The organism is Pseudonocardia sp. ICBG601 (genome assembly GCF_020496245.1).
On sequence record NZ_JAHLJA010000148.1, the window covers coordinates 2,041,078 to 2,064,644 of the forward strand.

At 74.3% G+C, this 23,567-nt stretch carries 21 protein-coding genes; 10 read left to right on the top strand and 11 right to left on the bottom strand.

Annotated features, from left to right (window positions below):
• Positions 1–141 precede the first annotated feature (141 nt).
• Complete coding sequence (locus KPL57_RS39175; RefSeq protein WP_308253079.1) at positions 142–696, bottom strand: DUF1697 domain-containing protein; 555 nt, start codon at positions 694–696, stop codon at positions 142–144.
• 19 nt (positions 697–715) lie between these two features.
• Positions 716–1,891: an FAD-dependent monooxygenase gene (locus KPL57_RS39180; RefSeq protein WP_226355531.1), complete on the bottom strand. Its 1,176-nt coding sequence runs from the start codon at positions 1,889–1,891 to the stop codon at positions 716–718.
• An 80-nt stretch (positions 1,892–1,971) separates the two neighbouring features.
• On the opposite strand from KPL57_RS39180, the gene KPL57_RS39185 reads away from it, so the two are divergent.
• Positions 1,972–2,439, top strand: a complete 468-nt coding sequence (locus KPL57_RS39185; protein ID WP_226355532.1) for a MarR family winged helix-turn-helix transcriptional regulator — start codon at positions 1,972–1,974, stop codon at positions 2,437–2,439.
• Between the two features lie 12 nt (positions 2,440–2,451).
• On the opposite strand, the gene KPL57_RS39190 is transcribed toward KPL57_RS39185, so the two are convergent.
• Together KPL57_RS39190 and sodN are read right to left on the bottom strand one after the other, a co-directional pair.
• Positions 2,452–2,985 carry an AAA family ATPase gene (locus tag KPL57_RS39190; RefSeq protein WP_226355533.1) on the bottom strand — a complete coding sequence of 178 codons (534 nt, stop codon included), beginning with the start codon at positions 2,983–2,985 and terminating at the stop codon, positions 2,452–2,454.
• 116 nt (positions 2,986–3,101) lie between these two features.
• Positions 3,102–3,509, bottom strand: coding sequence for a superoxide dismutase, Ni (sodN, locus tag KPL57_RS39195; protein WP_062400785.1), 408 nt, complete (start codon positions 3,507–3,509; stop codon positions 3,102–3,104).
• Between sodN and KPL57_RS39200 the strand changes: the two genes are divergently transcribed.
• Positions 3,462–3,929, top strand: coding sequence for a S24/S26 family peptidase (locus KPL57_RS39200; protein ID WP_226355534.1), 468 nt, complete (start codon positions 3,462–3,464; stop codon positions 3,927–3,929). The two genes, sodN and KPL57_RS39200, sit on opposite strands and share 48 nt — an antisense overlap.
• A gap of 96 nt (positions 3,930–4,025) precedes the next feature.
• A complete protein-coding gene (locus KPL57_RS39205) occupies positions 4,026–5,255 on the top strand; it encodes an FIST N-terminal domain-containing protein (protein ID WP_226355535.1) in 1,230 nt (409 codons plus the stop codon).
• 4 nt (positions 5,256–5,259) lie between these two features.
• On the opposite strand, the gene KPL57_RS39210 is transcribed toward KPL57_RS39205, so the two are convergent.
• Positions 5,260–6,387 (bottom strand): epoxide hydrolase family protein, encoded by a 1,128-nt coding sequence (locus KPL57_RS39210; RefSeq protein WP_226355536.1) that lies wholly within the window; start codon positions 6,385–6,387, stop codon positions 5,260–5,262.
• A gap of 57 nt (positions 6,388–6,444) precedes the next feature.
• Positions 6,445–7,203, bottom strand: coding sequence for an IclR family transcriptional regulator (locus tag KPL57_RS39215; protein ID WP_226355537.1), 759 nt, complete (start codon positions 7,201–7,203; stop codon positions 6,445–6,447).
• A 70-nt stretch (positions 7,204–7,273) separates the two neighbouring features.
• Between KPL57_RS39215 and KPL57_RS39220 the strand changes: the two genes are divergently transcribed.
• The 5 genes from KPL57_RS39220 to KPL57_RS39240 all read left to right on the top strand — a co-directional run bounded on the left by KPL57_RS39220 (position 7,274) and on the right by KPL57_RS39240 (position 11,378).
• Positions 7,274–8,497 carry a 4-hydroxybenzoate 3-monooxygenase gene (locus KPL57_RS39220; RefSeq protein ID WP_226355538.1) on the top strand — a complete coding sequence of 408 codons (1,224 nt, stop codon included), beginning with the start codon at positions 7,274–7,276 and terminating at the stop codon, positions 8,495–8,497.
• A gap of 29 nt (positions 8,498–8,526) precedes the next feature.
• On the top strand, positions 8,527–9,225 hold the full coding sequence (pcaH, locus tag KPL57_RS39225; protein WP_226355539.1) for a protocatechuate 3,4-dioxygenase subunit beta: 699 nt from the start codon (positions 8,527–8,529) through the stop codon (positions 9,223–9,225).
• Positions 9,222–9,797 carry a protocatechuate 3,4-dioxygenase subunit alpha gene (gene pcaG, locus KPL57_RS39230; protein WP_226355540.1) on the top strand — a complete coding sequence of 192 codons (576 nt, stop codon included), beginning with the start codon at positions 9,222–9,224 and terminating at the stop codon, positions 9,795–9,797. Before pcaH ends, pcaG begins: the two co-directional genes overlap by 4 nt.
• A gap of 127 nt (positions 9,798–9,924) precedes the next feature.
• Positions 9,925–10,503 (top strand): GtrA family protein, encoded by a 579-nt coding sequence (locus KPL57_RS39235; RefSeq protein WP_226355541.1) that lies wholly within the window; start codon positions 9,925–9,927, stop codon positions 10,501–10,503.
• Positions 10,467–11,378, top strand: a complete 912-nt coding sequence (locus KPL57_RS39240; protein ID WP_226355542.1) for an alpha/beta fold hydrolase — start codon at positions 10,467–10,469, stop codon at positions 11,376–11,378. The genes KPL57_RS39235 and KPL57_RS39240 overlap by 37 nt, the downstream gene beginning before the upstream one ends.
• A gap of 31 nt (positions 11,379–11,409) precedes the next feature.
• On the opposite strand, the gene KPL57_RS70650 is transcribed toward KPL57_RS39240, so the two are convergent.
• The 3 genes from KPL57_RS70650 to KPL57_RS39250 all read right to left on the bottom strand — a co-directional run bounded on the left by KPL57_RS70650 (position 11,410) and on the right by KPL57_RS39250 (position 14,636).
• The gene (locus KPL57_RS70650) at positions 11,410–12,246 is read right to left on the bottom strand and encodes a methyltransferase domain-containing protein (protein WP_308253080.1); all 837 of its coding nucleotides are present in this window, start codon (positions 12,244–12,246) and stop codon (positions 11,410–11,412) included.
• A complete protein-coding gene (locus tag KPL57_RS70655) occupies positions 12,243–13,094 on the bottom strand; it encodes a class I SAM-dependent methyltransferase (RefSeq protein WP_308016790.1) in 852 nt (283 codons plus the stop codon). Before KPL57_RS70655 ends, KPL57_RS70650 begins: the two co-directional genes overlap by 4 nt.
• Positions 13,095–13,430: 336 nt before the next feature.
• On the bottom strand, positions 13,431–14,636 hold the full coding sequence (locus tag KPL57_RS39250; RefSeq protein ID WP_226355543.1) for an acetyl-CoA hydrolase/transferase C-terminal domain-containing protein: 1,206 nt from the start codon (positions 14,634–14,636) through the stop codon (positions 13,431–13,433).
• A gap of 35 nt (positions 14,637–14,671) precedes the next feature.
• Here KPL57_RS39250 and KPL57_RS39255 point away from each other — a divergent pair, with 35 nt between their 5' ends.
• Both KPL57_RS39255 and KPL57_RS39260 read left to right on the top strand, forming a co-directional pair.
• Entirely contained in the window at positions 14,672–15,661 is a 990-nt protein-coding gene (locus KPL57_RS39255) for a glutathione S-transferase family protein (RefSeq protein ID WP_226355544.1), read from the top strand.
• A 125-nt stretch (positions 15,662–15,786) separates the two neighbouring features.
• Entirely contained in the window at positions 15,787–16,974 is a 1,188-nt protein-coding gene (locus KPL57_RS39260) for a glycoside hydrolase family 3 N-terminal domain-containing protein (protein WP_374203865.1), read from the top strand.
• A 69-nt stretch (positions 16,975–17,043) separates the two neighbouring features.
• Here KPL57_RS39260 and KPL57_RS39265 read toward each other — a convergent pair whose 3' ends face one another.
• On the bottom strand, positions 17,044–17,811 hold the full coding sequence (locus KPL57_RS39265) for a beta-ketoacyl-ACP reductase (protein WP_226355546.1): 768 nt from the start codon (positions 17,809–17,811) through the stop codon (positions 17,044–17,046).
• Entirely contained in the window at positions 17,808–23,429 is a 5,622-nt protein-coding gene (locus KPL57_RS39270; RefSeq protein ID WP_226355547.1) for a biotin carboxylase N-terminal domain-containing protein, read from the bottom strand. Before KPL57_RS39270 ends, KPL57_RS39265 begins: the two co-directional genes overlap by 4 nt.
• Positions 23,430–23,567: the final 138 nt, after the last annotated feature.

Here is a 23,567-nt window from a genome sequence, read left to right on the forward strand (position 1 = left end):
CGCCACATGTACTCTTCTGCAAGTCACTTGCAGGAATGCGGGTGACGCGGTGGGGATCGTTCTGGCAGCTCGAATCCACCGTCGACGGCGCCGTGCGTCACGTCCGACCGGACGCGGCCGCGGCGCCGTCGCGTGTCCGGCTCAGCCCAGGAGCTCGGCCAGCTTCTCCACGGTCGCCCGGTTCCGCATCGTCCCGCCCTGGTCACCGGCCCTCGTCCGGGCGGCCAGCCGGGTGGCGAGCTCGCTGCGCCCCAACCCGTCGGGCAGGTGCAGCCAGACCACCCGCCCGCGGGCGACGGCGTCGCCCCGCCCGCCCTTCGCCCGCTCGGCCGCCAGCGCGGCCGCGATCCGCTCGCGGTCGTCGTCGGACACCGGGCCGGCCCGGAACAGGGCGTGCAGCTGCTTCGGGTCGGTGACCTCCGGGTGCGGGTTTGCGGCCACCGCGGCGAGGTAGTCCTCGCGGCCGAACACGACCACCGGGCGCTCGACGCCGAACTCCTCGACCAGCGCCGCGGCGACCGTGGCGACGACCTCGTCGTCGCCCGCGGGGCTGGTCAGGGCGACGTTTCCGGACTGGATGTGGGTGACGACGTCGGCGCAGCCGCGCTCGCCGAGCACCCGGCGCAGGTCGGCCATCGGGACCTTCCCGTGGCCGCCGACGTTGATCCCGCGCAGCAGCGCGACGTGGGTACGCACGCCGGGAATGGTGCCGCGTCTACGCGGCGGCCGGGAGGGTGAAGGCCGAGGCCGCCTCGCGGATGCGGTCACCGGTGGGGCCCACCGGCTCGCGCAACGCCGCGTTGCGCCGCTCCAGGTCCTCGGTCGTACGGGGTGCGACGAGCCCGCCGCCCCCGGTGGCGAGGGCCTGGTTGAGCTCGACGAACCCGCGCAGCCCGTCCTCGTAGGCGGCGAACGCGGAGGCGTGGTCGGGGGCCGCGGCCAGCTCGGCGGCGAGCACGTAGGCCCCGACGAGCGCCATGCTCGACCCCTGCCCGCTCATGAACGACGGCGCGTAACCCGCGTCGCCGACGAGCGCCACCCGGCCCGACGACCAGCGTGGCATCCGGATCTGGCTGACGACGTCGAAGAACAGGTCGTCGGCGGTGCGCATGGACGCGACCATCCGCGGGATCTCCCAGCCGTCCCCGGCGAACGTCTCCGCGACGAGGTCGCGCTGGGCCTGCGGGTCCCGGAAGGCGTCGAACGGCGGGTCGGTGCGGGCGAAGTTCAGGAAGCCGTGCACCTCGGGGGCGTCGCCCGTGGCGTAGAGGATGCCCGCCCGGCCCGGCACGTTCCACAGGACGCCCTCGTGCGAGAGGCCGAGATGGTTCGGCATCGTGAACCCGGCGAAGCAGTACCCGAGGTAGTGGTGGAACTGCTCCTCCGGCCCGAAGGTGAGCGCGCGGGTGGCCGAGTGCAGCCCGTCCGCGCCGACGACCAGGTCGAACCTCCGCTCGGCTCCGCTGTGGAAGGTCACGTCGACGCCGTGGTCGTGATCGGTCAGGCTCGCGATCGAGTCGCCGAAGACGAACTCGACGTCGTCGCGGACCGCGTCGTACAGCGCGCCGGTGAGGTCGCCGCGCCGCAGCTCGACGTCGCGACCGTGCGTCCCGCCGGTCGCGGCCTCCGGGTCGACGGTCGCGATCGGCGTGCCGTCGGGGGCGAGGAAGGTGAGCCGCTGCGAGTCGACGTGCGCCGCCCGCACGCGGGGGAGCAGGCCCATCCGGTCGACCACCTCGACCGCGGTGCCGCGGACGTCGATCGGGTAGCCGCCGCCGCGGACCGCACCGGCCCGCTCGACGACGGTGACGGCGAAGCCCCGGCGGTGCAGCCAGTAGGCGAGCGCGGGCCCCGCGATGCTCGCCCCGGACACGAGGATCGTCCCCTTCATGATGTACCTGCCTAACTTAGGTATCCTTTTCCAACAACGCCGAACGTATACCTAACTTAGGTATCTATCAAGGGGGACGTGTGTCCGACGACCCGGTGCTGGCCGCGCTGCTGCCGCGGATCACCCAGCTCAGCGCCGTCCTGAGCCGGGGACGCGTGGTCGAGCGCGCGGTCGCCGCCGCGGGCATCGACGTCGACCGTCCCGCCCTGTCGGTGCTGATCACGCTGCACACGGCGGGCGGCCCGCTGCGGGTGGGGGAGATCGCCACCCGGATGCAGGTGGTCGGGCCGCACGTCACGCGGCAGGTGAACGAGCTGGAGCGCCGCGGCCTGGTGCGCCGCGTCGCCGACCCGGCCGACCAGCGGGCCCGGCTCGTCGAGCTGGCCCCCGGGGGTGCCGACGCGGTCGGGCGCTACCTGCGCGAGGCGCTCGGGTGGTTCTCCGGCGCGATGGAGGGCTGGTCGGAGCAGGACCGCTCCGACCTCGCCCGGCTGCTCGGGCGGATGCTGGACGACCTCACCGCGCAGGTCGACGACGAGCCGACCTGACGCCGACGACGGTCACGACGGTCGGTCGGCGGCGGCGAGCACGGCGTCGGCGAGCTCCGCCGGGGTGAGCCGGTCCGAGCGCAGGACGAGGGTCCCCGCCGGCTGCCGGCCCGCGGCCGCCGGGTCCAGCCGGCTCAGGGCCCAGTCGAGCGCCGACCCGTTCGGGCGATGGTCACCGGGTGGCGGCGTACGGGCGCGGAGCCGGTCCCGCAGCACCTCGGGGGCGGCGTCCAGGAAGACGTGCAGGACGTCCTCGCCCGCGTCGGCCAGGCCGTCGAGGATCTCCCCCCGGTAGGTGTCGCGGACCAGGGACATCGGCACGACCAGCGTCCGTGCGTGGTGCCTGCGCAGCGACAGGGCCGTCGCGACGACCAGCTCCCGCCAGCTCGGCAGGTCCTGGAAGTCCTCGCCCGGCGGCAGCCACTTCCACAGCATCAGGCCGACGTCCTCGGGGTCGTACACGACGGCGTCGGGGAGGCGCCGGTGCAGCTCCCGGGCCAGCGTGGTCTTCCCCGCGGCGAACCCGCCGTTGAGCCAGATGATCACCGGGCGACCGTACTCCGGGGCCCCGGCCGGATCTGCGCGGTCGGGTGCCCCCGGAACGCGGACGGCGCCGGCCGGGGGGATCGCTCCCCGCCGACCGGCGCCGTCGTGCGCCTGGATCAGGCAGCCTGCTTGGTCTCCCAGAAGATCTTGTCGATCTGGGCGATGTAGTCGAGCAGCTCCTGGCCGGTGGCCGGGTCGTTCGAGCCCTTGGTGCCCGACGCGCCGGCGGCCTTGGTGGCCTTGTTGAACAGCTCGTGCAGCTCCGGGTACTTCTCGAAGTGCGGCGGCTTGAAGTAGTCGGTCCAGAGCACCCACAGGTGGTGCTTGACCAGGTCGGAGCGCTGCTCCTTGATCTCGATGGCGCGGGCCCGGAAGTCCACGTCCTCGTTGCCCTGGTACTTCTCCTGGATCGCCTTGACCGACTCGGCCTCGATCCGGGCCTGGGCCGGGTCGTACACGCCGCAGGGGAGGTCGCAGTGCGCGGTGGCCTCCAGTCGCGGACGGAGAATGCGGGACAGCCGCATGAGTGTCCTCCCTGGTGGGGTGATCGTTCTGGCACCGGCGACCCTACCCTCGCGGCGGTGGTCGGGCAGGACGACCACGTCACGAGAGATCCACTCTGGAGGGAGTCCGGGATGCGCCTGCGGAGGGTCACGGTGCGGGGGCCGTCGATGTCCCCGGCCCTGTCCGACGGCGACGTCGTGCTGGTCCGGTTCGGTGCACCCGTCCGGTCCGGCGACGTCGTCCTCGTGACCTGGGAGTCCCGCCCCGGACAGCTGTCGGTGAAGCGGGCCGTGCACCCCGACGGCGACGGCTGGCACGTCCGCGGCGACAACCCGTTCGGCTCCACGGACTCGGCCACCCTGGGCCCCGCCCGCGTCCACGCCGTCGCCCGCCACCGCCTCTGGCCTCGCCCCGGCCGGGTCCCCGCCCTCCGCCGCTGAGTCCCGCACGGGATCCGGCGTCCCACACGGGTCCCGATCCCGTGCGGGACGCCCGAACCCGTGCGGGAGCCGCCGGCTGACGTAGCGTCGGGAGCCATGGTGGTGGGTGGCGTCGTGCAGGTCGGGGACGGGCTGGCTGTCGGGCCGGATCTCGTCGGCGCCGCGGAAGTCGCGACGGGGCAGGCGCTGGCCGCGCTCGGCGTCGTCCCCGACCTCGTGGTGTTCTTCGTCTGCCCCGGTGCGGGGGCCGCCGCGCCGGTCGAGGAGGTCGAGGCCGCGGGGCTGCGGGTGATGGAGCTCGCCGCGCCCGGCGCGACGATCGGGACCACCGCGCACGGCGTGATGGCCGACGGCCGCGGCGTCGAGGGCGAGCCCGCCGTCGCCGTCTGGGCGGCGTCGCTGCCCGGCACCCGGGTCCGGACGATCTTCCCGGTCGCCGAGCGCCGCCCCGGCGCCGGACCGGACGGCCGCGACGCGATCGGCGTGCGCGGCCTGGTCCCGCCCGCCGAGGACGACCGGGTCGCCGTCCTGCTCGCCGACCCGTTCGCGTTCCCGGTCAGCGGGGTGCTGGACCGGCTCGCGTCGACGAACCCGGGCTTCCCGGTGATCGGCGGCCTGGCCAGCGGGCCCGGCGGTCCCGGGGCCAACCGGCTGTTCGCCGGCGGCACCGTGCACCACGGCGGCGCGGTCGGGGTGCTGCTTGGCGGCACGTCCGACGCGCGGGTCGTCGTGAGCCAGGGATGCCGCCCGATCGGGCCGCCGATGGTCGTCACCCGCGCGGAGGAGAACCGGATCGCCGAGCTCGCCGGGCGGCCCGCGGCGGAGCGGCTGCGCGAGATCGTCACCGCGCTGCCGCCCGAGGAGCAGCAGCAGGCGCTGACCGGGCTGCATCTGGGCGTCGCCGTCGACGAGTACGCCGAGTCCCACGACCGCGGGGACTTCCTGGTCCGCGCGGTGCTGGCCGTCGACGTCGGCGACGGCGCCGTCATCGCGGGCGACGTCGTCGAGGTCGGCACCACCGTGCGCTTCCAGGTCCGCGACGCCGCGGGTGCCGCCCAGGACCTGCACGAGCTGCTCGCCCCGGTGCGCCGCGCCGCGCCGGCCGCGGGCGCGCTGCTGTTCTCCTGCAACGGCCGCGGCGCCGGCATGTTCGGCGACGCCGATCACGACGTGCACGCCGTGCGCGTCGGCCTCGACCCGCACGCGAGCGGGTCCGGCGACGCGGCCGGTCCCCGGGTGGCCGGCTTCTTCGCCGCCGGGGAGATCGGACCGGTCGGGCCGGGCAACCACCTGCACGCGTTCACCGCGTCCGTGCTGGTGGTCTGAGACCTCAGCGCAGGGTGCGGAAGAACCCCCGCACCTCGTCGACGAAGGACTCGGGCTGCTCCAGCGACGGGAAGTGCCCGCCGACGTCGGGACGCGAGAACCAGCGCAGGTCGGTGTAGCGGCGCTCCAGCCAGGACCGGGGGAGCTTCACCATCTCGTGCGGGAACTGGGCGACGCCGGTCGGGACCTCGACGTCGTCGAGGCGGCGGCGGGCGAAGCTCTCCCAGTAGATCCGCGCCGACGACGCGCCGGCCGAGCCCAGCCAGTACTGCATGACGTTGTCCAGCAGCCGGTCCCGGCTGATCACGTTCTCCGGGTGGCCCGCGCAGTCGGTCCAGTCCCAGAACTTTTCCACGATCCACGTGCACTGCGCGGCGGGGGAGTCGGCGAGCCCGTAGCCGATGGTCTGCGGACGGGTGGACTGCTCGGCGGAGTAGCCGGAGCCGTAGCGGGAGAACTCCTTGGAGAAGCGGATGTCGGCCTTCTCCTGCGCGGTGAGCTCGGCGGCGTCGTCGGGCTTGGGGGCCAGCGCCATCGTCAGATGGATGCCGTAGAGCATCTCCGGGGCCGCGGTCCCCAGCGCGGAGGTGATCATCGAGCCCCAGTCGCCGCCCTGCGCGGCGAAACGCTCGTAGCCGAGCCGGTCCATCAGCTGCGCCCAGGCGACGGCGATCCGCTCGACCCCCCACCCGGTCGTCGTGGGCTTGCCGGAGAACCCGAACCCGGGCAGCGTCGGCACGACGACGTGGAAGGCGTCGGCCGGGTCCTCGGGGTCGGTCAGCGCCGGCAGCACGCCGAGGAACTCGACCAGCGAGCCCGGCCAGCCGTGGGTGAGCAGCAGCGGCATCGCGTCCGGGTGCTTCGAGCGGGCGTGCAGCACGTGGATCTCGACCGAGTCGTCGCCGCCGCCGTCGAGGCCGGTGCGGTACTGCGGCCACGCGTTGATCTCGGCCTCGACGCGGCGCCAGTCGTAGCGGGTGCGCCAGTACTCGCACAGCTCGCGGGCGTAGTCCAGCGGGACGCCCTGGGACCAGCCGTCGACGGTCCCCGGGTCCGGCCAGCGGGTGCGGGCGAGCCGCTCACGCAGGTCGTCCAGCTCGGCGTCGGGGATCTCGATCCGGAACTCGCGCACGTCGTCACGGTGGCACGGAACGCCACGACGGGCGTACCGGCCACGGCATCGGAACGATCACGATGCGGCGAGCGCCCGGCTGATCCCGCGGGCCGCCGCGCGCACCGCGGGCACCAGGGTGTGCGGGTTCGTCGCGGCCGGCACGACGATCGACAGCCCGGCGACGACCGGCCCGTCCCCGCTGCGCACCGGGGCGGCCACCGACATCGACACCTCCTCGATCTGCCGGTCGGACACCACGAAACCGCTGGTCCGGACCTGGGCGAGCAGAGCCCGGACGCCGTCGGCGCGGCACACCGTCCACGGCGTGAACCGGCGGATCGGCCGGGCCAGCACGGCCTCGACCGCGGCCGGGTCGGCGTGCGCGAGCAGCACGAGCCCGACCCCGGTCGCCGTCGAGGGCAGCCGTGACCCGGTCCGGGTGACGATCGAGACGGCGTCGTGGCTGGACAGGCGCTCGACGTAGACGACCTCGCCGGCGTCGTCCGGGTCGAGCACGGCGAGCTGCACGTTGTGCCGGGTGACCTCGTGCAGGTCCTCCAGGAACGGCATCGCCGCCTCCCTCAGGCCGTGGCTGGCCGGGGCCAGGTGCGCGATCTCCCAGAGCCGCAGCCCGATCCGGTAGCGGCCGTCGTCGCCGCGGTCCAGCGCCCCGCCCGCGGCGAGCTCACCGGCGATCCGGTGCACCGTCGTCAGCGGGAGCCCGGTGCGCCGGGCGATGTCGGTCAGCCCGAGCACCGGGGCCTGCGCGCTGAACGCGCCCAGCACGTCCAGCACCCGCGCGGTGACCCCCGAGCGGACCGGACGCGTCGTCATGACCGGGCATTCTTCCGTAGAGCGGAAGCTCGGTCGAATGGCCGCGCCCGGGAACGGGAAGGTGGGTCCCATGACGCAGCGACGCGAGTCCCGGACCCAGGTCGGCATCGTCGGGGCGGGCCCCGCCGGGCTCGTGCTGGCGAAGCTGCTGGCGCTGGCCGGTGTCGACTCGGTCGTGCTGGAGGCCCGCGACCGCGGCTACGTCGAGGCCCGGGTCCGCGCCGGGGTGCTGGAGGCACCCACGGTCGAGCTGCTGCGCGGGATGGGCGTCGCCGGACGGCTGGACCGCGAGGGCATGCCGCACACCGGCATCTCGCTGCGCTTCGCCGAGGCCCCCGGCGCCCCCGCCGCCGACCACCGGATCGACTTCGCCGACCTCGTCGGCACCGGGATCACCGTCTACGGCCAGCAGGAGGTCGTGAAGGACCTGCTCGCCGACCGCGTCGACGACGCGGGCCTGCCCGTCGAGTTCGGCGTCTCACGCGTCGCCCTGCACGACGTCGACACCGACACCCCGTCGGTCACCTACGCCGACGCCGACGGCGCCGAGCACGTCCTGCGCTGCGACGTGATCGCCGGCTGCGACGGCTTCCACGGCGTCTCCCGCCCACTGGTGGCCCCGGACGTCGCCGAGCGGGTCTACCCGTTCTCCTGGCTCGGGGTGCTCGCGAAGGCCGCGCCCACCACCGACGAGCTCGTCTACGCCCACCACGACGACGGCTTCGCGCTCTACTCGATGCGCAGCCCCGAGGTGACCCGGCTCTACGTCCAGGTCCCGAACGACACCAGGCCGGCCGACTGGTCCGACGCCCGCATCTGGGACGCCCTGCACACCCGCCTGGCCTGCGAGGGCTTCACGATGAACGAGGGCGAGTTCCTCGAGAAGCCCTCGGTCACCCCGATGCGCAGCATGGTCGCCTCCCCGATGCGCCGCGGACGGCTGTTCCTCGCCGGCGACGCCGCGCACATCGTCCCGCCCACCGGGGCGAAGGGCATGAACCTCGCCATCGCCGACGTCCGGGTGCTCGCCGACGCCGTCGTCCGCGCGCTGCGCGACGGCGACACCGGCGGCCTGGACACCTACTCCGACACCTGCCTGCGCCGGGTCTGGCGGGCCGAGCACTTCTCCTGGTTCATGACCTCGATGCTGCACCGCTTCGACCCCACCACCGAGGGCGGCGACGCGTTCGGCGTCGGCCTGCAGCGCTCCCAGCTGCGCTACACCGTGACCTCCCGCGCCGCCGCGACGAGCCTCGCCGAGAACTACGTCGGCCTCCCGCACGGCGCCGTCTAGACCCCACCCACCACGAGGAAGGACCGCCGATGCAGGGCTACGCCCCCGTCCCGGCCGGGACCCACGCACCGCTGCTCTCACCGGACTACCGCAGCACCACGCTGCGGGCGCCGTCCGAGCAGCCGGTGATCCTGCCCCAGCGGCTCACGGAGATCACCGGCCCGCTGCTCACCGGCCCGGTCCGCCCCGGCGACGACGACCTCACCGTCGGCGCCGGCGGCGAGGCTCTCGGCCAGCGGATCGTCGTCGCCGGGCGGGTGCTCGACTCCGACGGCCGCCCTGTCCCGGACACCCTCGTCGAGGTCTGGCAGGCCAACGCCGCGGGCCGCTACGCCCACCGCTGGGACAACTGGCCCGCCCCGCTCGACCCGAACTTCACCGGCGGCGGCCGGGTCCTCACCGACGCGCAGGGCAACTACTCGTTCACCACGATCAAGCCCGGCGCCTACCCGTGGGGCAACCACCACAACGCCTGGCGCCCCGCCCACATCCACTTCTCGCTGTTCGGGCGGGCCTTCACCCAGCGGCTGGTCACCCAGATGTACTTCCCGGACGACCCGCTGTTCGGCCAGGACCCGATCTACAACGCGACGCCGGAGGAGGCCCGCGGTCGGCTGGTGTCCACCTTCGACCTCGACGCGACCCGCCCCGAGTGGGCGCTGGCCTTCCGCTTCGACATCGTGCTGCGCGGCCGCGGCGCCACCCCGTTCGAGGAGCCCCACGCATGAGCCTGCCGCTGACCCCCACCCAGACCGTCGGCCCGTACCTGTCGCTGGGCCTGCCCTGGCCGGACGGCCCGGACGTCGTGCCCGACGGCACCCCGGGCGCCGTCCTGATCGGCGGGACCGTGGTCGACGGCACCGGCGCGCTCGTGCCCGACGCGCTGGTCGAGACCTGGCAGGCCGACCCGGACGGCCGCTTCGACCACCCCGACGACCCGCGCGGCGCGGCGAAGTCCACGGTGGAGGGCTTCCGCGGCTTCGGCCGCTGCCCCACCGACGACGAGGGCCGGTGGTGGATCCGCACCGTGCTGCCCGGTGCGCTGCCCGACGGTTCCGGTGCGGGCTCCGCCGAGGCTCCGCACGTGAACGTCTCGGTGTTCGCCCGCGGCCTGCTCGACCGCGTCGTCACCCGCATCTACTTCCCCGAGCACGCCGACGCCCACGCCACCGACCCGCTGCTCGCGGCGGTCCCGGAGGCGCGCCGGCACACGCTCGTCGCCGTCGCGGAGGGCCCGGGCCGGTACCGGTTCGACATCCGCCTGCGCGGCGAGGGGGAGACGGTGTTCCTCGCACTGTGACGGTGCCCGGCCGCGCGCGCACCCGCCCGGGGCATCACCCCGTGAAGGTGTGACGCGTCCGGTTGATTCCCGGTGATCCGTCGGGGGTACTCCTGCGAAGATCTACCCAGCAGGGGCGGGAGGACCGGTGGACGCAGCACAGTCGGCGGCACACGTGCCGTTCGGGGACCCGGCGACCTCCGCGGCCCGGGTCCCCGGGCCCGTGACCGGTGCCGTCGTCGCGCTGTCGCGGCGGTACCCGCTGGCCGTACAGCTCGCCCGCTACGCCGCCGTCGGCGGTGGGGCGACGGCGCTGAACGCCGCGCTGTTCCTGCTGTTCCGCCCGGTGCTCCCGGCCGTCCCGGCGAACCTGGTCGCGCTGGTGCTCACCACCGCGATCAGCACCGAGGCCAGCCGCCGCTTCGCCTTCGACGGCGCCCCCGCGCACCGGCTGCGCGAGTGGGTGCAGGACGCGGGCACCGTCGCGTTCTACGCGACCTACACCTCCGCGGTGCTGCTCGCGCTGCACCAGCTGGCCGGGGCCACCACGCCGGGGGAGGAGGCCGCGGTCGTCGCGGCCGCCAGCCTCGCCGGCGGGCTGCTGCGGTTCGCGGTGCTGCGGTTCTGGGTGTTCGATGTGGCACGGCCGGCCGCCGCCGGCGCGCGACCCGACCAGGGAGGACGGCACCCGTGCCCGGAACAGTCGACTTCGACGCCTTCGACCTGACCGTCGGCCCGCCCGAGGAGCGGGTCGTCGTCCACGGGGTGCGCGGCGGCGAGGGCCCGCCGGTGCTGCTGCTGCACGGCTTCCCGCAGACCCACGCCATGTGGGGGCCGCTCGCGGCGGACCTGGCGCGAGACCACACCGTCGTCGCCACCGACCTGCGCGGCTACGGCGAGTCCGGCCGCCCCGCCGACGGCGAGAACCACGCCGGCTACTCGTTCCGGGCGATGGCCGCCGACCAGGTCGACGTCATGGCGCGGCTCGGGTTCGACAGCTTCGCCGTGGTCGGCCACGACCGCGGCGCCCGCGTCACCCACCGGATGCTGCTCGACCACCCCGAGCGCGTCGCGCGGGCGGCGCTGCTCGACATCCTCCCCACCGCCTACGTCTACGCCCACACCGACCGGGCGCTGGCGACGGCGTACTACCACTGGTTCCTGTTCATCCAGCCCGCCGACCTGCCCGAGCGGCTCATCGCCGGGGACCCGATCGGCTACCTGCACTCGCTGCTCGGCGGCTGGGGCTCGGGGCTCGACGCGCACCCGCCCGAGGCGCTGGCCACCTACGAGCGCGCGTTCGCCGACCCGGCGGCCCGGCACGCGATGCTGGAGGACTACCGCGCCGGGGCCTCGATCGACCTCGAGCACGACGCCGCCTCCGCCGCCGCGCACGAGCGGATCGCCGCTCCCACGCTGGTGCTGTGGGGCGAGCGCGGCGTGGTCGGCGCGAACGACGAGAGCCCGCTCGACGTCTGGCGCCGCGCCGCCGCCGACCCCGCGCTGGTCACCGGCGAGGCGGTCACCGGGGCCGGGCACTTCCTGGTCGACGAGCAGCCCGCCGCGACCACCGCCGCGGTCCGCGCGTTCCTCGGCGGCTGAGCCGCGGCCGGGTCCCGGCCGCGGACTGCGCTCAGCCGCGGACGGCGTGCACGATCCCCCAGGTCAGCTTCCCGGCCCGGCCACCGTCCACCCAGTGCTGCAGGCCCGCCTTCATCGCGGTCAGGTAGGGCCCCGAGATCGACGACGACAGCTCCTCCTCGTGCGCCACCAGCTCCTCGCGTACCCGGCGGTAGTGGGTCGGCAGGTGCTCGGCGTGGTCGAGGAACCGGACCCCGGTGAAGCCCCGCCGTTCCAGACCGCCGGTGTAGAAGCCGGGCGTGGCCATCGTGGACAGTGCGATGCGGTCGAGGATCGGCTGGATCGAGGACTGGTCGAGCCCGTCGACGGCCATCGGGTCGGTGAACACCACCTGCCCGCCGGGGCGGAGCACCCGGGCGATCTCGTCCAGCACGGTGTCGCGGGAGCCGGAGTGCAGGAACGCGTCCTGCGACCACACCAGGTCGACCGAGGAGTCCTCGACCGGCACGTCCTCGTAGCTGCCGGTGGTCACCTCGACCCGACCGTCCAGGCCCTGCTCCCGGGTCATCCGCTCGTTGCGGGCGTTCTCCACCGGGGAGAGGTTGAGGCAGTGCACCGTGGCCCCGTGCGCGACCGCCAGCCGGCGGGCCGCGCCGCCGTAGCCCGCCCCGAGGTCGAGCACCCGGGTGCCTGGGCCGACCCCGGCGACCTCGGCCATCCGGGTCACCGTGCGGGCGCTGGCGACCGAGATCAGCTCGTCCGGTGCCCGGTAGACGCCGACGTGGATGTCCTCGCCGCCCCAGACCCGGGAGTAGAAGGTGTCGGCGTCGTCGGAGTCGTAGTAGGACCGGGCGGTGTGCTCGGCGGTGTCCTGGGTCGTCCGTGTCACTCGGCGTCCTCCTGGTCCAGGTAGGCCTTCTCGGCGATGTGCACGAAGAAGTCGGGCTCGTCGTCGGCGTAGGTCGACTGGAAGTCGCCGAAGGTCTCGACCCGCTGGAACCCGACCTCGTGCATGAGACGGCGGGTGTAGTCCTTGCGCAGCGGGAACATGTTCAGGTGGTACTGGGACCCGTCGGGGAACCGGTAGCGGAACCGGGCGAGGCCGTCGTCGACGTACTCCGGCTCGGCGACGACGTCGTCGCCGCAGTAGTAGTACCGGTGCGTCGAGGTGAAGCCGTTGTCGAGGATCGCGTCGTAGTTGCGCTGGTCGAGGACCAGCACGCCGTCGTGGGAGAGCATCGCGTAGAACTCGGCGAGCGCCCGGCGCCGGTCGCGCTCGGAGAACAGGTGGGTGAAGGAGTTCCCGAGGCAGATGATCGCGTCGTACTCGCCGTGCACGTCCCGGTTGAGCCACCGCCAGTCCGCCTGGACCACGCGCAGGACGTGCCCGCCGAAGCGCATGCCGTTGTCGAAGGCCTTCGCCAGCATCTCGGCGCTGCCGTCGGCCGACACCACGGTGTCGAAGCCCTCCTCGAGCAGCCGCACCGAGTGGAAGCCGGTGCCCGTCGCGACGTCGAGGACGCTCCGCACACCGCGCCGCTGCAGCTGCTCGACGAAGAACCGGCCCTCGCTCGCGTAGCGGGCGCGCCAGTCGATGAGCTCGTCCCACTTGTCCACGAAGGACTGGACGTACTCCTGCTTGTAGTGGGTGGACTCGCGGACCTCGGTCGGCGAGTCGCCGAACTCCTGCACGGTGCCGTCGAGCCCGGGTGGTCCGCTGCGCTGGTCGGCCGTCATGTACCGCGCCTCCTCGTCGAAGGTGTCGGGTGCGGGGCGGGCCGACCGTAGGGCGGGGACGGGCGTCCCGTCCGGTCCCCGGCCGCGGGCCTGGATCGGGCCCAGGAGTTGTGTTATACGCAACTCAGCCGGTCATCGGGGACGTTTTCGGACATCGCACGGCCGACGCGCTCGGCGGCGGGTGGCGCGCGCGCCGACCAGTGGTGTTACCCGGACGTCACACGGCGTCGGTCCGCTGTGGACGACCGGTCACCGACGGCGGTCTCCGGGCGTGTCGCGAGGCCCCGTCGCTTACCCCGGGTGATCTGTGTTCCCGGTCACAGCACGGATCGGATTTCACCCGTCCGTCGCAACGGTGCCGCCCCACAGCGCGGTGAGTGCGCGTCGCCGCTCCCCGCGGCCGAGCCCCCGCAGGTCGGCCACGCCCCGGTCGGTGACGACCACGTCGACGTCGTGCGACGGCGTCGTCACCGGTCCGCCGAGCCGCTCCACCAGGGTCGGGCGGCCCCGGTGCGTGCAGGCCAGCGCGATCACCGACAGCCCCGGCCCGCGGGCCGCGGCGGCGGCGAAGTCCGGGTGCCCGCCGATCATCCCGGCCGCCGAGCCGGCGACGCCCTCCACGTTGACCTGGCCGGCCCGGTCGATCTCCAGGGCGGTGTTCAGCGCGACCAGCGGGCCCGGATCGGAGCCGAGCCGGGACACGTCGTGGGTGTACTCGACCGGGCGGACCGTGCCGTGCCCGGCGCGGCCCAGCCGGTCTGCCCAGTCGTAGAGCCGGGAGCTGCCGTAGAGCGCCGTCGCCGACGGCGTCCCGCGCAGCAGCCCGCGCTCGTCCAGGTCGACGACCGCGTCGGCGAGCAGCCCGGAGTCCACCGCGACCGGCACGTCCAGGGCCTCGACGAGTGCCGCGGCCAGCCGCCCGGGGCCGAACTGGATCCGCGCCCCGGCCGGGACGAGGCCCGCGACCGCGGCGGCCACCGCCCGGTCGGCGTCGCCCGGCGCGGGGGTGGCGACGGTGTGCGGGGCCCCGTCCGGCCCGTCGACCTCACCGAGCACCTCCACCCCGGCCAGCGGGGGACCGGCGTCGGCGTGCGGCGCGGAGCGGGACACGACCGCCGCGACCGGGACCCCGGCGTCGTACAGGCCGCGCATCCAGGACGCCTCCGCGCCGAACCGCAGGTCACCGCGGTCGTCGCGGACGACGGTCGCCAGCAGCAGGTCCGGGCGCAGCGGACCGGCCAGCAGTGCGGGCGTCGCCGAGAGCCGGGCCGGGACCCGGTGCGCGTGCCCGGACTCGATCAGCGCCCGCGCCCCCGGCCCCCCGACGACGGTGCGGATGTCGGCGAACGCCGCCGGGTCGAGGTCCGGGGCCGGGCCGGGCACCCAGCCCAGCACGAGCCGCACACCCCCGGCCCGGGCCGCGACCGCCGAGAGCGGGCGGGCGAGCGCGTAGGGGAGCCCGCAGCCGTCGGCCAGCGCCACCCGGGAACCCGGTGTGACCAGCTCGGACAGGCCGCGTGCGAGGTCACCGTCGACACCCATGCGCCCATCCGACCACAGGGCTAGCGTTGGCGGGCATGGGGACCGACCAGGACAGCGGTGAGTTCGTACGGGAGGCGCTCGGGGTGGCCGAGCGGATCACGGCCGACGGGTCGTCGCCGTGGCCGGTCGAGGCGGGCCGCTACCGCCTCGTCGGTGCGCGCGCCTGCCCGTGGGCGAACCGGGTGATCATCACCCGGCGGCTGCTCGGGCTGGAGGACGCGATCTCGATGGGCGTCGCGGGCCCGCTGCACGACGAGCGCAGCTGGCGCTTCCACCTCGACCCGGGCGACGTCGACCCCGTGCTCGGCATCGAGTACCTGCGCGAGGCCTACGAGAAGGCCGTCCCCGGCTACGACGAGGGCGTCACCGTCCCCGCGATGGTCGAGGTCTCCTCGGGCAAGGTCGTCACCAACGAGTACGCGCTGCTGGAGCGCGACCTGTCCACCCAGTGGCGGGAGCTCCACCGCGAGGGCGCCCCGGACCTGTGGACCGACCCGGACGCGATCGAGGAGATCGGGAAGGGGATCTTCCACGACGTCAACAACGGCGTCTACAAGTGCGGGTTCGCCTCGTCCCAGGCTGCCTACGACCGCGCCTACGACGCCCTGTGGTCCCGGATGGACGAGCTGTCCGAGCACCTGTCGACGCGCCGCTACCTGGTCGGTGACTCGATCACCCAGGCCGACATCCGGCTGTGGGTGACCCTGGTCCGCTTCGACGCCGCCTACCACGGCCACTTCAAGGCCAACCGGCACAAGCTCACCGAGCTCCCCGTGCTGTGGGCCTACGCCCGGGACCTGTTCCAGACCCCCGGCTTCGGCGACACCATCGACTTCGAGCAGGTCAAGCAGCACTACTACGGCGTGCACGCGTCGGTGAACCCGACCGGGATCGTCCCGAAGGGGCCCGACACCGCCGGCTGGACGACCGCGCACGGCCGCGAGGAGCTGGGCGGGCGCCCGTTCGGCGACGGCACCCCGCCCGGCCCGCCGCCGGAGTCCGAGCGGGTCCCCGCGATCGGCTGAGCCCCGCATCCGGCGGAGCGGGTCGGGCCGGGGCAGCCGGTGACCGCGGCGCGGCGGGGGCGCCGGGCCGCGGCGGGCCTGTCACGATGGTCGCGATGCGAGTGCCTGGACGACCCCACCCCGTGATCCGGCAGCGACGCCGTCGCAGCACCGGACTGCTCACCGCCGCCGTCGTGGGCGCGCTGACGGCGGGGCTCGTCGCCGTCGCCGGGCCGCAGCTCACCGCGAACAGCACCGACGCCGCCCCGCCGGGCGCAGCGCCGCAGGCGGCACCGGCGGCACAGCCTGCTCCGGACCCGGACACCTGCGCCCCGATGGTGGCGGCGCTGTCCCCGCGTGACCGGCTCGCCCAGCGCCTGATGGTCGGGGTGGACGCCGCCGACCCGGCCGGTGCCACCGCGATCGTGCGGGACTCGCAGGTCGGCGGGGTGTTCCTCGGCGGGAACGCGACCGCGCTGCTGCAGGACGACCGGCTCGCGGCGCTGCAGAAGGTGTCCCGCACGCCGCTCGCCGTCGCCGTCGACGAGGAGGGTGGCCGGGTCCAGCGCATCGACGAGCTCGACGGCGACGTCCCCAGCGCCCGGCAGATGGCCGCGTCCGACACCCCCGAGCAGGTCACCGAGATCGCCCGCAAGCGCGCCGGGCAGCTGAAGGCCCGCGGCGTGACCTGGAACCTCGCGCCGTCGGTCGACGTCTCCGACCAGCCGCGCACCGCCGTCATCGGGGACCGCTCGTTCTCCGACGACCCGGCCACCGTCACCCGCTACGCCGCGGCCTGGGCCGAGGGTCAGGTGGCCGGCGGGGTGTTCGGCGTCCTCAAGCACTTCCCCGGCCACGGGCACAGCTCCGGTGACTCGCACAAGGGCTCGGTGAGCACGCCGCCGCTGGACCGGCTGCGTGCCGGTGACCTCCGGCCCTACGCCGACCTCGTCGGACCGGGGAAGCCGCTCGACGGGCGGGTCGGGGTCATGCTCGGCCACCTCGACGTCCCGGGCCTGACCACCGACGTGCCCACCAGCATCGCCCCGGCCGCCTACCGGCTGCTGCGTGAGGACTACCGGTTCGACGGCCTCGCCATGACCGACGACCTCGGTGCGATGAAGGCGATCACCGACCGCTTCGGGCTCGCCGAGGCCACCACCCGGGCCCTGACCGCAGGCGCGGACATGGCGCTGTTCTCCAACGTCACCCCGGTCGCCCCGCTGCTCGACGCCGCGGAGAAGGCGCTGGCCGACGGGCGGATCACGGCGCAGGCCAACGACACCGCCGTCGCGCGGGTGCTGGCGGCCAAGGGGCTCTGCAGCCGCGGCTGAGCGCTCCCGCGGAACGCACGAGGGCCCCGCACGACACTGTGCGAGGCCCTCGGCCGGGGAGAACGACGGTCAGGACGCCATGTCCAGCCCGCCGTTCACGCTGATCACCGAGCCGGTCACGTAGCCGGCGCGGTCGTCGACGAGGAACTGCACGGCGCGGGCGATCTCGTCGGCCTGGCCGAGGCGGCCGACCGGGATCTTCGAGACGATCTTCTCGAGCGCCTTCTCCGGCACCGCGGCGACCATCTCGGTCTCGATGAAGCCCGGCGCGACGCAGTTGACGGTGACGCCCTTGCGGGCGACCTCCTGGGCCAGCGACTTCGAGAAGCCGATCAGGCCGGCCTTCGACGAGGCGTAGTTGGCCTGGCCCATCGCGCCGGTCTGGCCGATCACCGAGGAGATGTTCACGATCCGGCCGAACTCGTTGCCGGTCATGTGCTCCAGCACGGCCTTGGTCATGTAGAACGCGCCGGACAGGTTGATCCGCAGCACGGCGTGCCAGTCGTCGACGGTCAGCTTGCGGACGGTCTTGTCCACGGTGATGCCGGCGTTGTTGATCAGGTAGTCGACGCGGCCCCGCTGCTCCAGGACCTCGGACACGACCCGCTGGCAGTCCTCGGGCGAGCCGACGTTGCCCTGGTGCACCGAGATCGACGCGCCCTCGGCCTCCAGCTTGCCCTTCAGCTCGTCGGCGGCCTTGGAGTTCGACGAGTACCCCGCAGCGACGTGCACCCCGGTGCGGGCCAGCGCGGTGGTGATCGCGGCGCCGATCCCGCGCGCACCCCCGGTCACGATGGCGACGCGCTGCTCCGGGTGGGTATCGGTGATAGCGGTCATGCGTTTCCTCCAAGGGTGTCGAGAGTGCGCTTCATGCCCCGCTGGACCGCGTCGGCCAGGTACGGCCGGAGCTGGTCGGGGGAGACGATCCGGTGCACCGAGCCGACGGACTGCGCCCGCTCGATGGAGTGCTTGGTGTCGAACTCGTCCGCGACCTGGCCGAGCTTCTCGGAGCGGACGTCCGGGCGGAGGGTGGCGAGGTCGCCGCGCAGCCGTGCCGCCGTCGCCTCGTCCCCGTCGGTGACGGCCTGCTTGATCCGGGTCTCCAGGTCGGTGACCCGCTCGTCCTTGGCGGTGCGGTCGTTGACCTCGCCGGCGAACACGACGGCCGCGGCGGGCGCCCCGCCCAGCACAGAGGCGTAGGAGCCGGTGATCGCGGCGACCTCCATGTTGTCGTTCAGCGTTCCGGAGAACACCACGAACGCGCCGCCGTGGTAGCGGGAGACCACGCAGAACACGATCGGGCCGTCGAAGTTGACGATGGCCCGGCCGATCTCGGCGCCGTTCTCCAGCTGCAGGCCGCGCAGCGACTCCGGCGAGCCGTCGAACCCGGACAGGTTCGCCAGCACGACCAGCGGCCGGTTGCCCGACGCGGCGTTGATGGCCCGCGCGCACTTGCGCGACGAGCGCGGGAACAGCGTCCCGGCGGTGAACTGCGACGGCCCGTCGACCGGGCGCGGCCCGCGCCGCGGCAGCGGCCGCGACTCGATGCCGATCATCGCGATCGGCTGGCCGCCGAGGTGGGCGTCGAGCGCGACGACCGAGTCGGCGTCGTGCATGTCGGCCCACCGCTCCGACGTCGGGTGGTCGGCGTCGGCGACGCCGCGCAGCACCGAGCGGATGTCGAACGGCTTCTTCCGCTCCCGGTTGGTCTCCGGCGCCCAGATCTCGCCGAGCGTGGTGAAGTCGCAGTTCGGCCCGGAGTGCGGCGCCGTGGTGACGTCGCGGGAGACCGGGTCGGTGGTCGGCGCGGGCCGCGGGAACCGCTCGCCCGGCTGGGTCCAGGTGTGGGCGTAGTGCGCCAGCAGCACGCCCACGGCGCCGCCCAGGTCCGGCGCCCAGTACTGCGCCTGCCCGTTCGGGCCCATGATCCGGTCGTAGCCGCCGATGCCGAAGTTGTCCTCGGCCGAGACGCCGCCGGAGAAGTCCAGCGAGTGCTTGCCGGTCAGCACCATGGCCGAGTCCGGCGTCATCACCAGGATGCCCCTGGTGTGCATGAGCATCGTCGCCTCGGCGTTCCAGTAGGGCTGGGCGCCGACGTTGATGCCGGTGACGACGACGTTGAGCTCCCCGCCGTCCTGGGTGAACTCGATGATCCCGCGCAGCACCCGGGAGATCCAGTCCATGTTCTCGGTGCCGGAGTCCATCGCGATCTTCGCGCCCGCCGAGACGGCGAACCACTCGATGGGCACGTCCAGCTCGCGGGCCAGGTGGATCGCGGCCATCACGCGGCGGCACTCCGGCTCGGCGATCGCGCCGAGCGCCCGGGTCGGGTCGCCGAGCAGCACGACCCGCTCCATCCCGTCCGGGTAGCGCCGGGTCGGCACCGAGACGACGCCGAGCACCAGGTTGGCGCTGTTGCCGCCGGGCGCGCGGTCGACCGGCACCGGCAGCGCCGGGTCCGCCGGGTCGACGAGGTCGTACTCCTGCCAGGTGCCCGGGCCGGCGTCGACCGGGGCGGTGAGCAGCGGGACGATCTCGTACGGGTAGACGGCGCCGCGGCGACGGGCCTTGAGCACCTTCTGGTCGTAGGCGTCGAGCTCGCGCATCGGCTCGGTCGGGGGCTGGTCGAGCTTGACCGTGAGCCCCGCGCCCGGCGGGCGGGACATGCGCAGCAGCATCGAGCGCGGACCGCCCTGGCCGCCGGTGACCTGCGGGTCGGCGGTGCGGAACTCGACGAGGACCTGCTCCAGCCCGAGGCTGGCCGTGCGCGGCGCGAGCCGGCGGACCACCGAGTCCAGCTCGGCGAGCGGGACGTCGACCTCCGGCCACACGTAGAGCGCGATCCGGTTCCACGACATCCGGGCCAGGGTGCGGTCCCCGGCGCGGGCGGCACGCAGCGAGTTGATGCAGGCGTCGAGCGCGCGCTCGAACTGCGGCAGCGAGCGGACCTTCCCGGTCTCCTCGTCGCGCAGCACGGTCAGCTCGCGGACGTCGGCCATCGCGACCAGCCGGTCGTCGGCGGTGACCTCGCGGCCGGTGGCCCGGAACAGGTGCACGTCGGTGGCGGCGGGCAGGCGGTGCAGCTCGAAGTTGCGGAAGCGCCACAGCCGCAGCCGGTCCGCGACCAGCGGGTGCATGCCCCGCAGCGTGCGGTCCTCGACCAGCTCGCCGGTCTCGTCGGGCCGGAAGGTGAACCAGGTCGGCGGCTCGGCCTCGTCGCTCGCCGTGCCCGCGGCGCGCGGGTTCGGGCGAACGGCGACGGCGACCCGGTGCAGGTGCGCGGGCACCTTCCCCAGGGCGGCGCGGACGCGCTCGGCGCGGGCGTCGGGGTCACCGCCGTCGTCGGCCTTGGTCGAGGTGACGTAGAGGTCGACGAGCGCGGTGCGGTCCCCGTCGAGCTCGCCGACGCGGCGGCGCAGCTCGTCGGACACGGCCTGCGCGGCGGCCGGGTCGTTGTTGTCGATCACCGAGGCGAAGACCGTGCGGTCCCGGCCCAGGTGCTGGTAGCGGGCGGTCAGCAGCGGCTTGCCCGCGTGCTCGACGAGCTCCAGGTCGCGCAGCACCCGCACCCGGTAGTAGCGCCGGGTCATGACCTCGAGCAGGACGGCGTCGTGCCGCTCCCCGAACACGCCCAGGATCGGCTCCGAGGACCCGACGAGGGTGTCGATCCGGCGGGCCCGGTCCGCGGTCTCCGGGTCCGAGGCGAGCACGTCCAGGCTCTCCCGGACCTCGGCCAGCGCCCGGTCCCGCTCGGCGGCGACGACCGGGGCGTCGAACGCCCGGTAGCGGGCCAGCCGCGCGGTGTCCCCGACGACGGGGTGCCGCAGCTGGGTGGCGACGACGACCTCGTCGAGGGTGCGCAGGTAGTCCTCGCGCGCCGCGGGGGAGAGGTTCGCGACCGACTCCGGGTGACGCAGCCGCCAGTTCAGCAGGTCCAGCACGACCGGCACCTGCTGCGGCGCGCGGCGGTGGGCCAGGAACATCCGGTACAGCGCCGGGCCCAGGTCGTCGGCGCGGCCGGTCCCGCCGTCGATCTCGGTGACGCCGTAGTGGGCCAGCGCCCGGCGCAGCTTGGTCTGGAACGACTCGGGCAGGCCCTCGTCGTCGGCGTCGCGGGAGCGCAGGTAGGCGTAGAGGTACTCCTGCGGGTTGCGCTCGGTCTCGCCGGTCTCGTCGTCGGTCTCGGACCGGTTGCGCGAGAGCTGGCAGAGGTCGGCGAAGATCTGCAGGACGGCGGTCTCCCCGGCCAGCACGGCCGGGTCGTCGGCGGCCAGCTGCTCGCGGGCGCCGGCGAGGCGGCGCAGCTGCGGGCGGGCCTGGCGCTCGTCGACGTCGAAGCCCAGCACCTGGAAGCGCAGCGCGGACAGGGCGTCGGCCGCGGTCGCGGCGGCGTCGGTGTCGGCGCCGGCCGCGGCGAACGCGGACAGGTCGGCGCGCTCCCCGCTGGGGACCGTGGAGTCCGCGTCGGCCGACGGCTCCAGCCGCACGAGCTTCGTGCCGCCGTCGACCTGGGTGTTGGCCGGGACGAGGATCTCGGCGACGGTGCCGTCGAACGGCGCCCGCAGCGAGGTCTCCAGCTTCATCGACTCGACGATGGCGAGGGTGTCGCCCTCGGAGACGGTCTGGCCCGCGGTGACGGGCAGCGCGACGACCATCGCCGGGGCGGGGGCGCGGACGATGCCGGCCTCGCCGCCGGAGATGCGGTGCACGGCGCCGTCGACCTCGACGAGGTAGTCCGCCTCCTGCGCGACCGACAGCACGGTCCAGGACAGGTCGCCGACGGTGAGCCGGCGCTCGTAGGCGCCGTTGCGCTCGACGTCGACGTCGACCGACACGCCGTCCAGCTCGACGGTGTAGCGGCCGGCGCGGGTGCGGGCGACCTTCAGCTTGTAGGACTGCCCGGCGACGGTGACATCGGTCTGGTGCCAGGTCTCGTAGCCCACCTCGGGCCGGCCGGCCTCGGCGGAGCGGAACAGCCGCTCCTGCTGGCGGGCGACGTGGCCGTCGTGGCTCTGCACGGCGGTGGCGAGCAGCGCGACGTCGAGGCGGCGCGGCGGCGCGTAGCCGTCGGCCATCATCGTGTCGAGCCAGGTGGTCTGCAGCTCACCCGAGCGGAACTCGTCGCGGTCGAGCAGGTCCAGCAGGAACGCCTTGTTCGTGGAGCCGCCGTCGATCACCGCGGAGGTCTGGCGCAGCGCACGGGACAGCCGCGCGCGGGCCTCGTCGCGGTCGCGGCCCCAGGCGATCACCTTGGCGATCATGGAGTCGAACTGCGGCGGGATGACGTCACCCGCGGCGACGCCGGTGTCGACCCGGATGCCCGGACCGGACGGCAGCGCCAGGTGCTCGATGCGCCCCGGGGCGGGCGCGAACTCCCGCTCCGGGTCCTCGGCGGTCAGCCGGGCCTCGATCGCCCAGCCCTGGGCCGCCGGGACCTCGCGGGCGACCTCGGCGAGCGTGCCGCCCGCGGCGACGTGCAGCTGCAGCTTCACGACGTCGACGCCGGTGCACGCCTCGGTGACCGGGTGCTCGACCTGCAGCCGGGTGTTGACCTCGAGGAAGGAGAGGAGCTTCTCCTCGGGCTGGTAGAGGAACTCCACGGTGCCGGCGTTGACGTAGCCCGCGGCGCGGGCCAGCTCGGCGGCCGAGCTGCGCAGCAGCGCCTCCTGCTCGGGGTCGAGTGCGGTGGACGCCGACTCCTCGATGACCTTCTGGTTGCGCCGCTGCACCGAGCAGTCGCGCACCCCGAGGGTCCAGACGTCACCGGTGGCGTCGGCGACGACCTGCACCTCGACGTGCCGTCCGCCCGACACCGCGCGCTCCAGGAACACGGTCGCGTCCCCGGCGGTCCTCGACGCCTCCGACGCGGCCCGCTCGAAGGCCTCGTCGAGCTGCTCGGGGCCCGGCACGTAGCGGATGCCGCGGCCCCCGCCGCCCGCGGTCGCCTTCACCATCAGCGGGTAGCCGACGGTCTCGGCGGCCTTGCGCGCCGTCTCGACGTCGGCCACCGGACCGCCGGACCACGGCGCCATCGGCACGCCGACCGACTCGGCCAGCTGCTTGGAGGCGATCTTGTCCCCGAGCCGGCGCATCACCTCGGCCGACGGGCCGACGAAGGTGATCCCCAGCCGCTCGCACAGCTCGGCGAAGTCGGCCTTCTCCGAGACGAAGCCCCAGCCCGGCCAGACCGCGTCGGCGCGGGTGGCGCGCAGCGCGCGCTCCAGCTCGGCGTGGTCGAGGTAGGGGCTGGCGCCCATGTGGTCCGGGTCGTCCGGCCCGATCAGGACGGCCTCGTCGGCCTCACGGACGTACATCGCCCGCCGGTCGACGGCGGTGTGCAGCGCGATCGTGCGCAGGCGGCGGTCGGGCCCGTTCTGGGCGTTCCACTCACGGACGGCGTTGATCAACCGCATGGCGGGTTCGCCGCGGTTGACGATGGCGATGCGCGAGAACATGGCTGGGCTTCACTGCTCCTACGGGTGCGACGACGGGACGGCGGCGGTGTGCCGCATCGACATCGTCGTCGTGCGGTCGGCGGGTCGGTACGGACGGTGGCCCGGTCGGTGCCGGAATGCGGGCGGGCTCACCTCTCG

What these genes read in the sequence shown, in the direction of transcription:
- KPL57_RS39180 (WP_226355531.1), bottom strand. Translation starts at nt 1,891, where the DNA reads ATGAAGGGGACGATCCTCGTGTCCGGGGCGAGCATCGCGGGGCCCGCG.
- sodN (WP_062400785.1), bottom strand. Translation starts at nt 3,509, where the DNA reads ATGCGGCTGTCCCGCATTCTCCGTCCGCGACTGGAGGCCACCGCGCAC.
- KPL57_RS39205 (WP_226355535.1), top strand. Translation starts at nt 4,026, where the DNA reads ATGGTGGTGGGTGGCGTCGTGCAGGTCGGGGACGGGCTGGCTGTCGGG.
- KPL57_RS39215 (WP_226355537.1), bottom strand. Translation starts at nt 7,203, where the DNA reads ATGACGACGCGTCCGGTCCGCTCGGGGGTCACCGCGCGGGTGCTGGAC.
- KPL57_RS39220 (WP_226355538.1), top strand. Translation starts at nt 7,274, where the DNA reads ATGACGCAGCGACGCGAGTCCCGGACCCAGGTCGGCATCGTCGGGGCG.
- pcaH (WP_226355539.1), top strand. Translation starts at nt 8,527, where the DNA reads ATGCAGGGCTACGCCCCCGTCCCGGCCGGGACCCACGCACCGCTGCTC.
- pcaG (WP_226355540.1), top strand. Translation starts at nt 9,222, where the DNA reads ATGAGCCTGCCGCTGACCCCCACCCAGACCGTCGGCCCGTACCTGTCG.
- KPL57_RS70655 (WP_308016790.1), bottom strand. Translation starts at nt 13,094, where the DNA reads ATGACGGCCGACCAGCGCAGCGGACCACCCGGGCTCGACGGCACCGTG.
- KPL57_RS39250 (WP_226355543.1), bottom strand. Translation starts at nt 14,636, where the DNA reads ATGGGTGTCGACGGTGACCTCGCACGCGGCCTGTCCGAGCTGGTCACA.
- KPL57_RS39255 (WP_226355544.1), top strand. Translation starts at nt 14,672, where the DNA reads ATGGGGACCGACCAGGACAGCGGTGAGTTCGTACGGGAGGCGCTCGGG.
- KPL57_RS39265 (WP_226355546.1), bottom strand. Translation starts at nt 17,811, where the DNA reads ATGACCGCTATCACCGATACCCACCCGGAGCAGCGCGTCGCCATCGTG.
- KPL57_RS39270 (WP_226355547.1), bottom strand. Translation starts at nt 23,429, where the DNA reads ATGTTCTCGCGCATCGCCATCGTCAACCGCGGCGAACCCGCCATGCGG.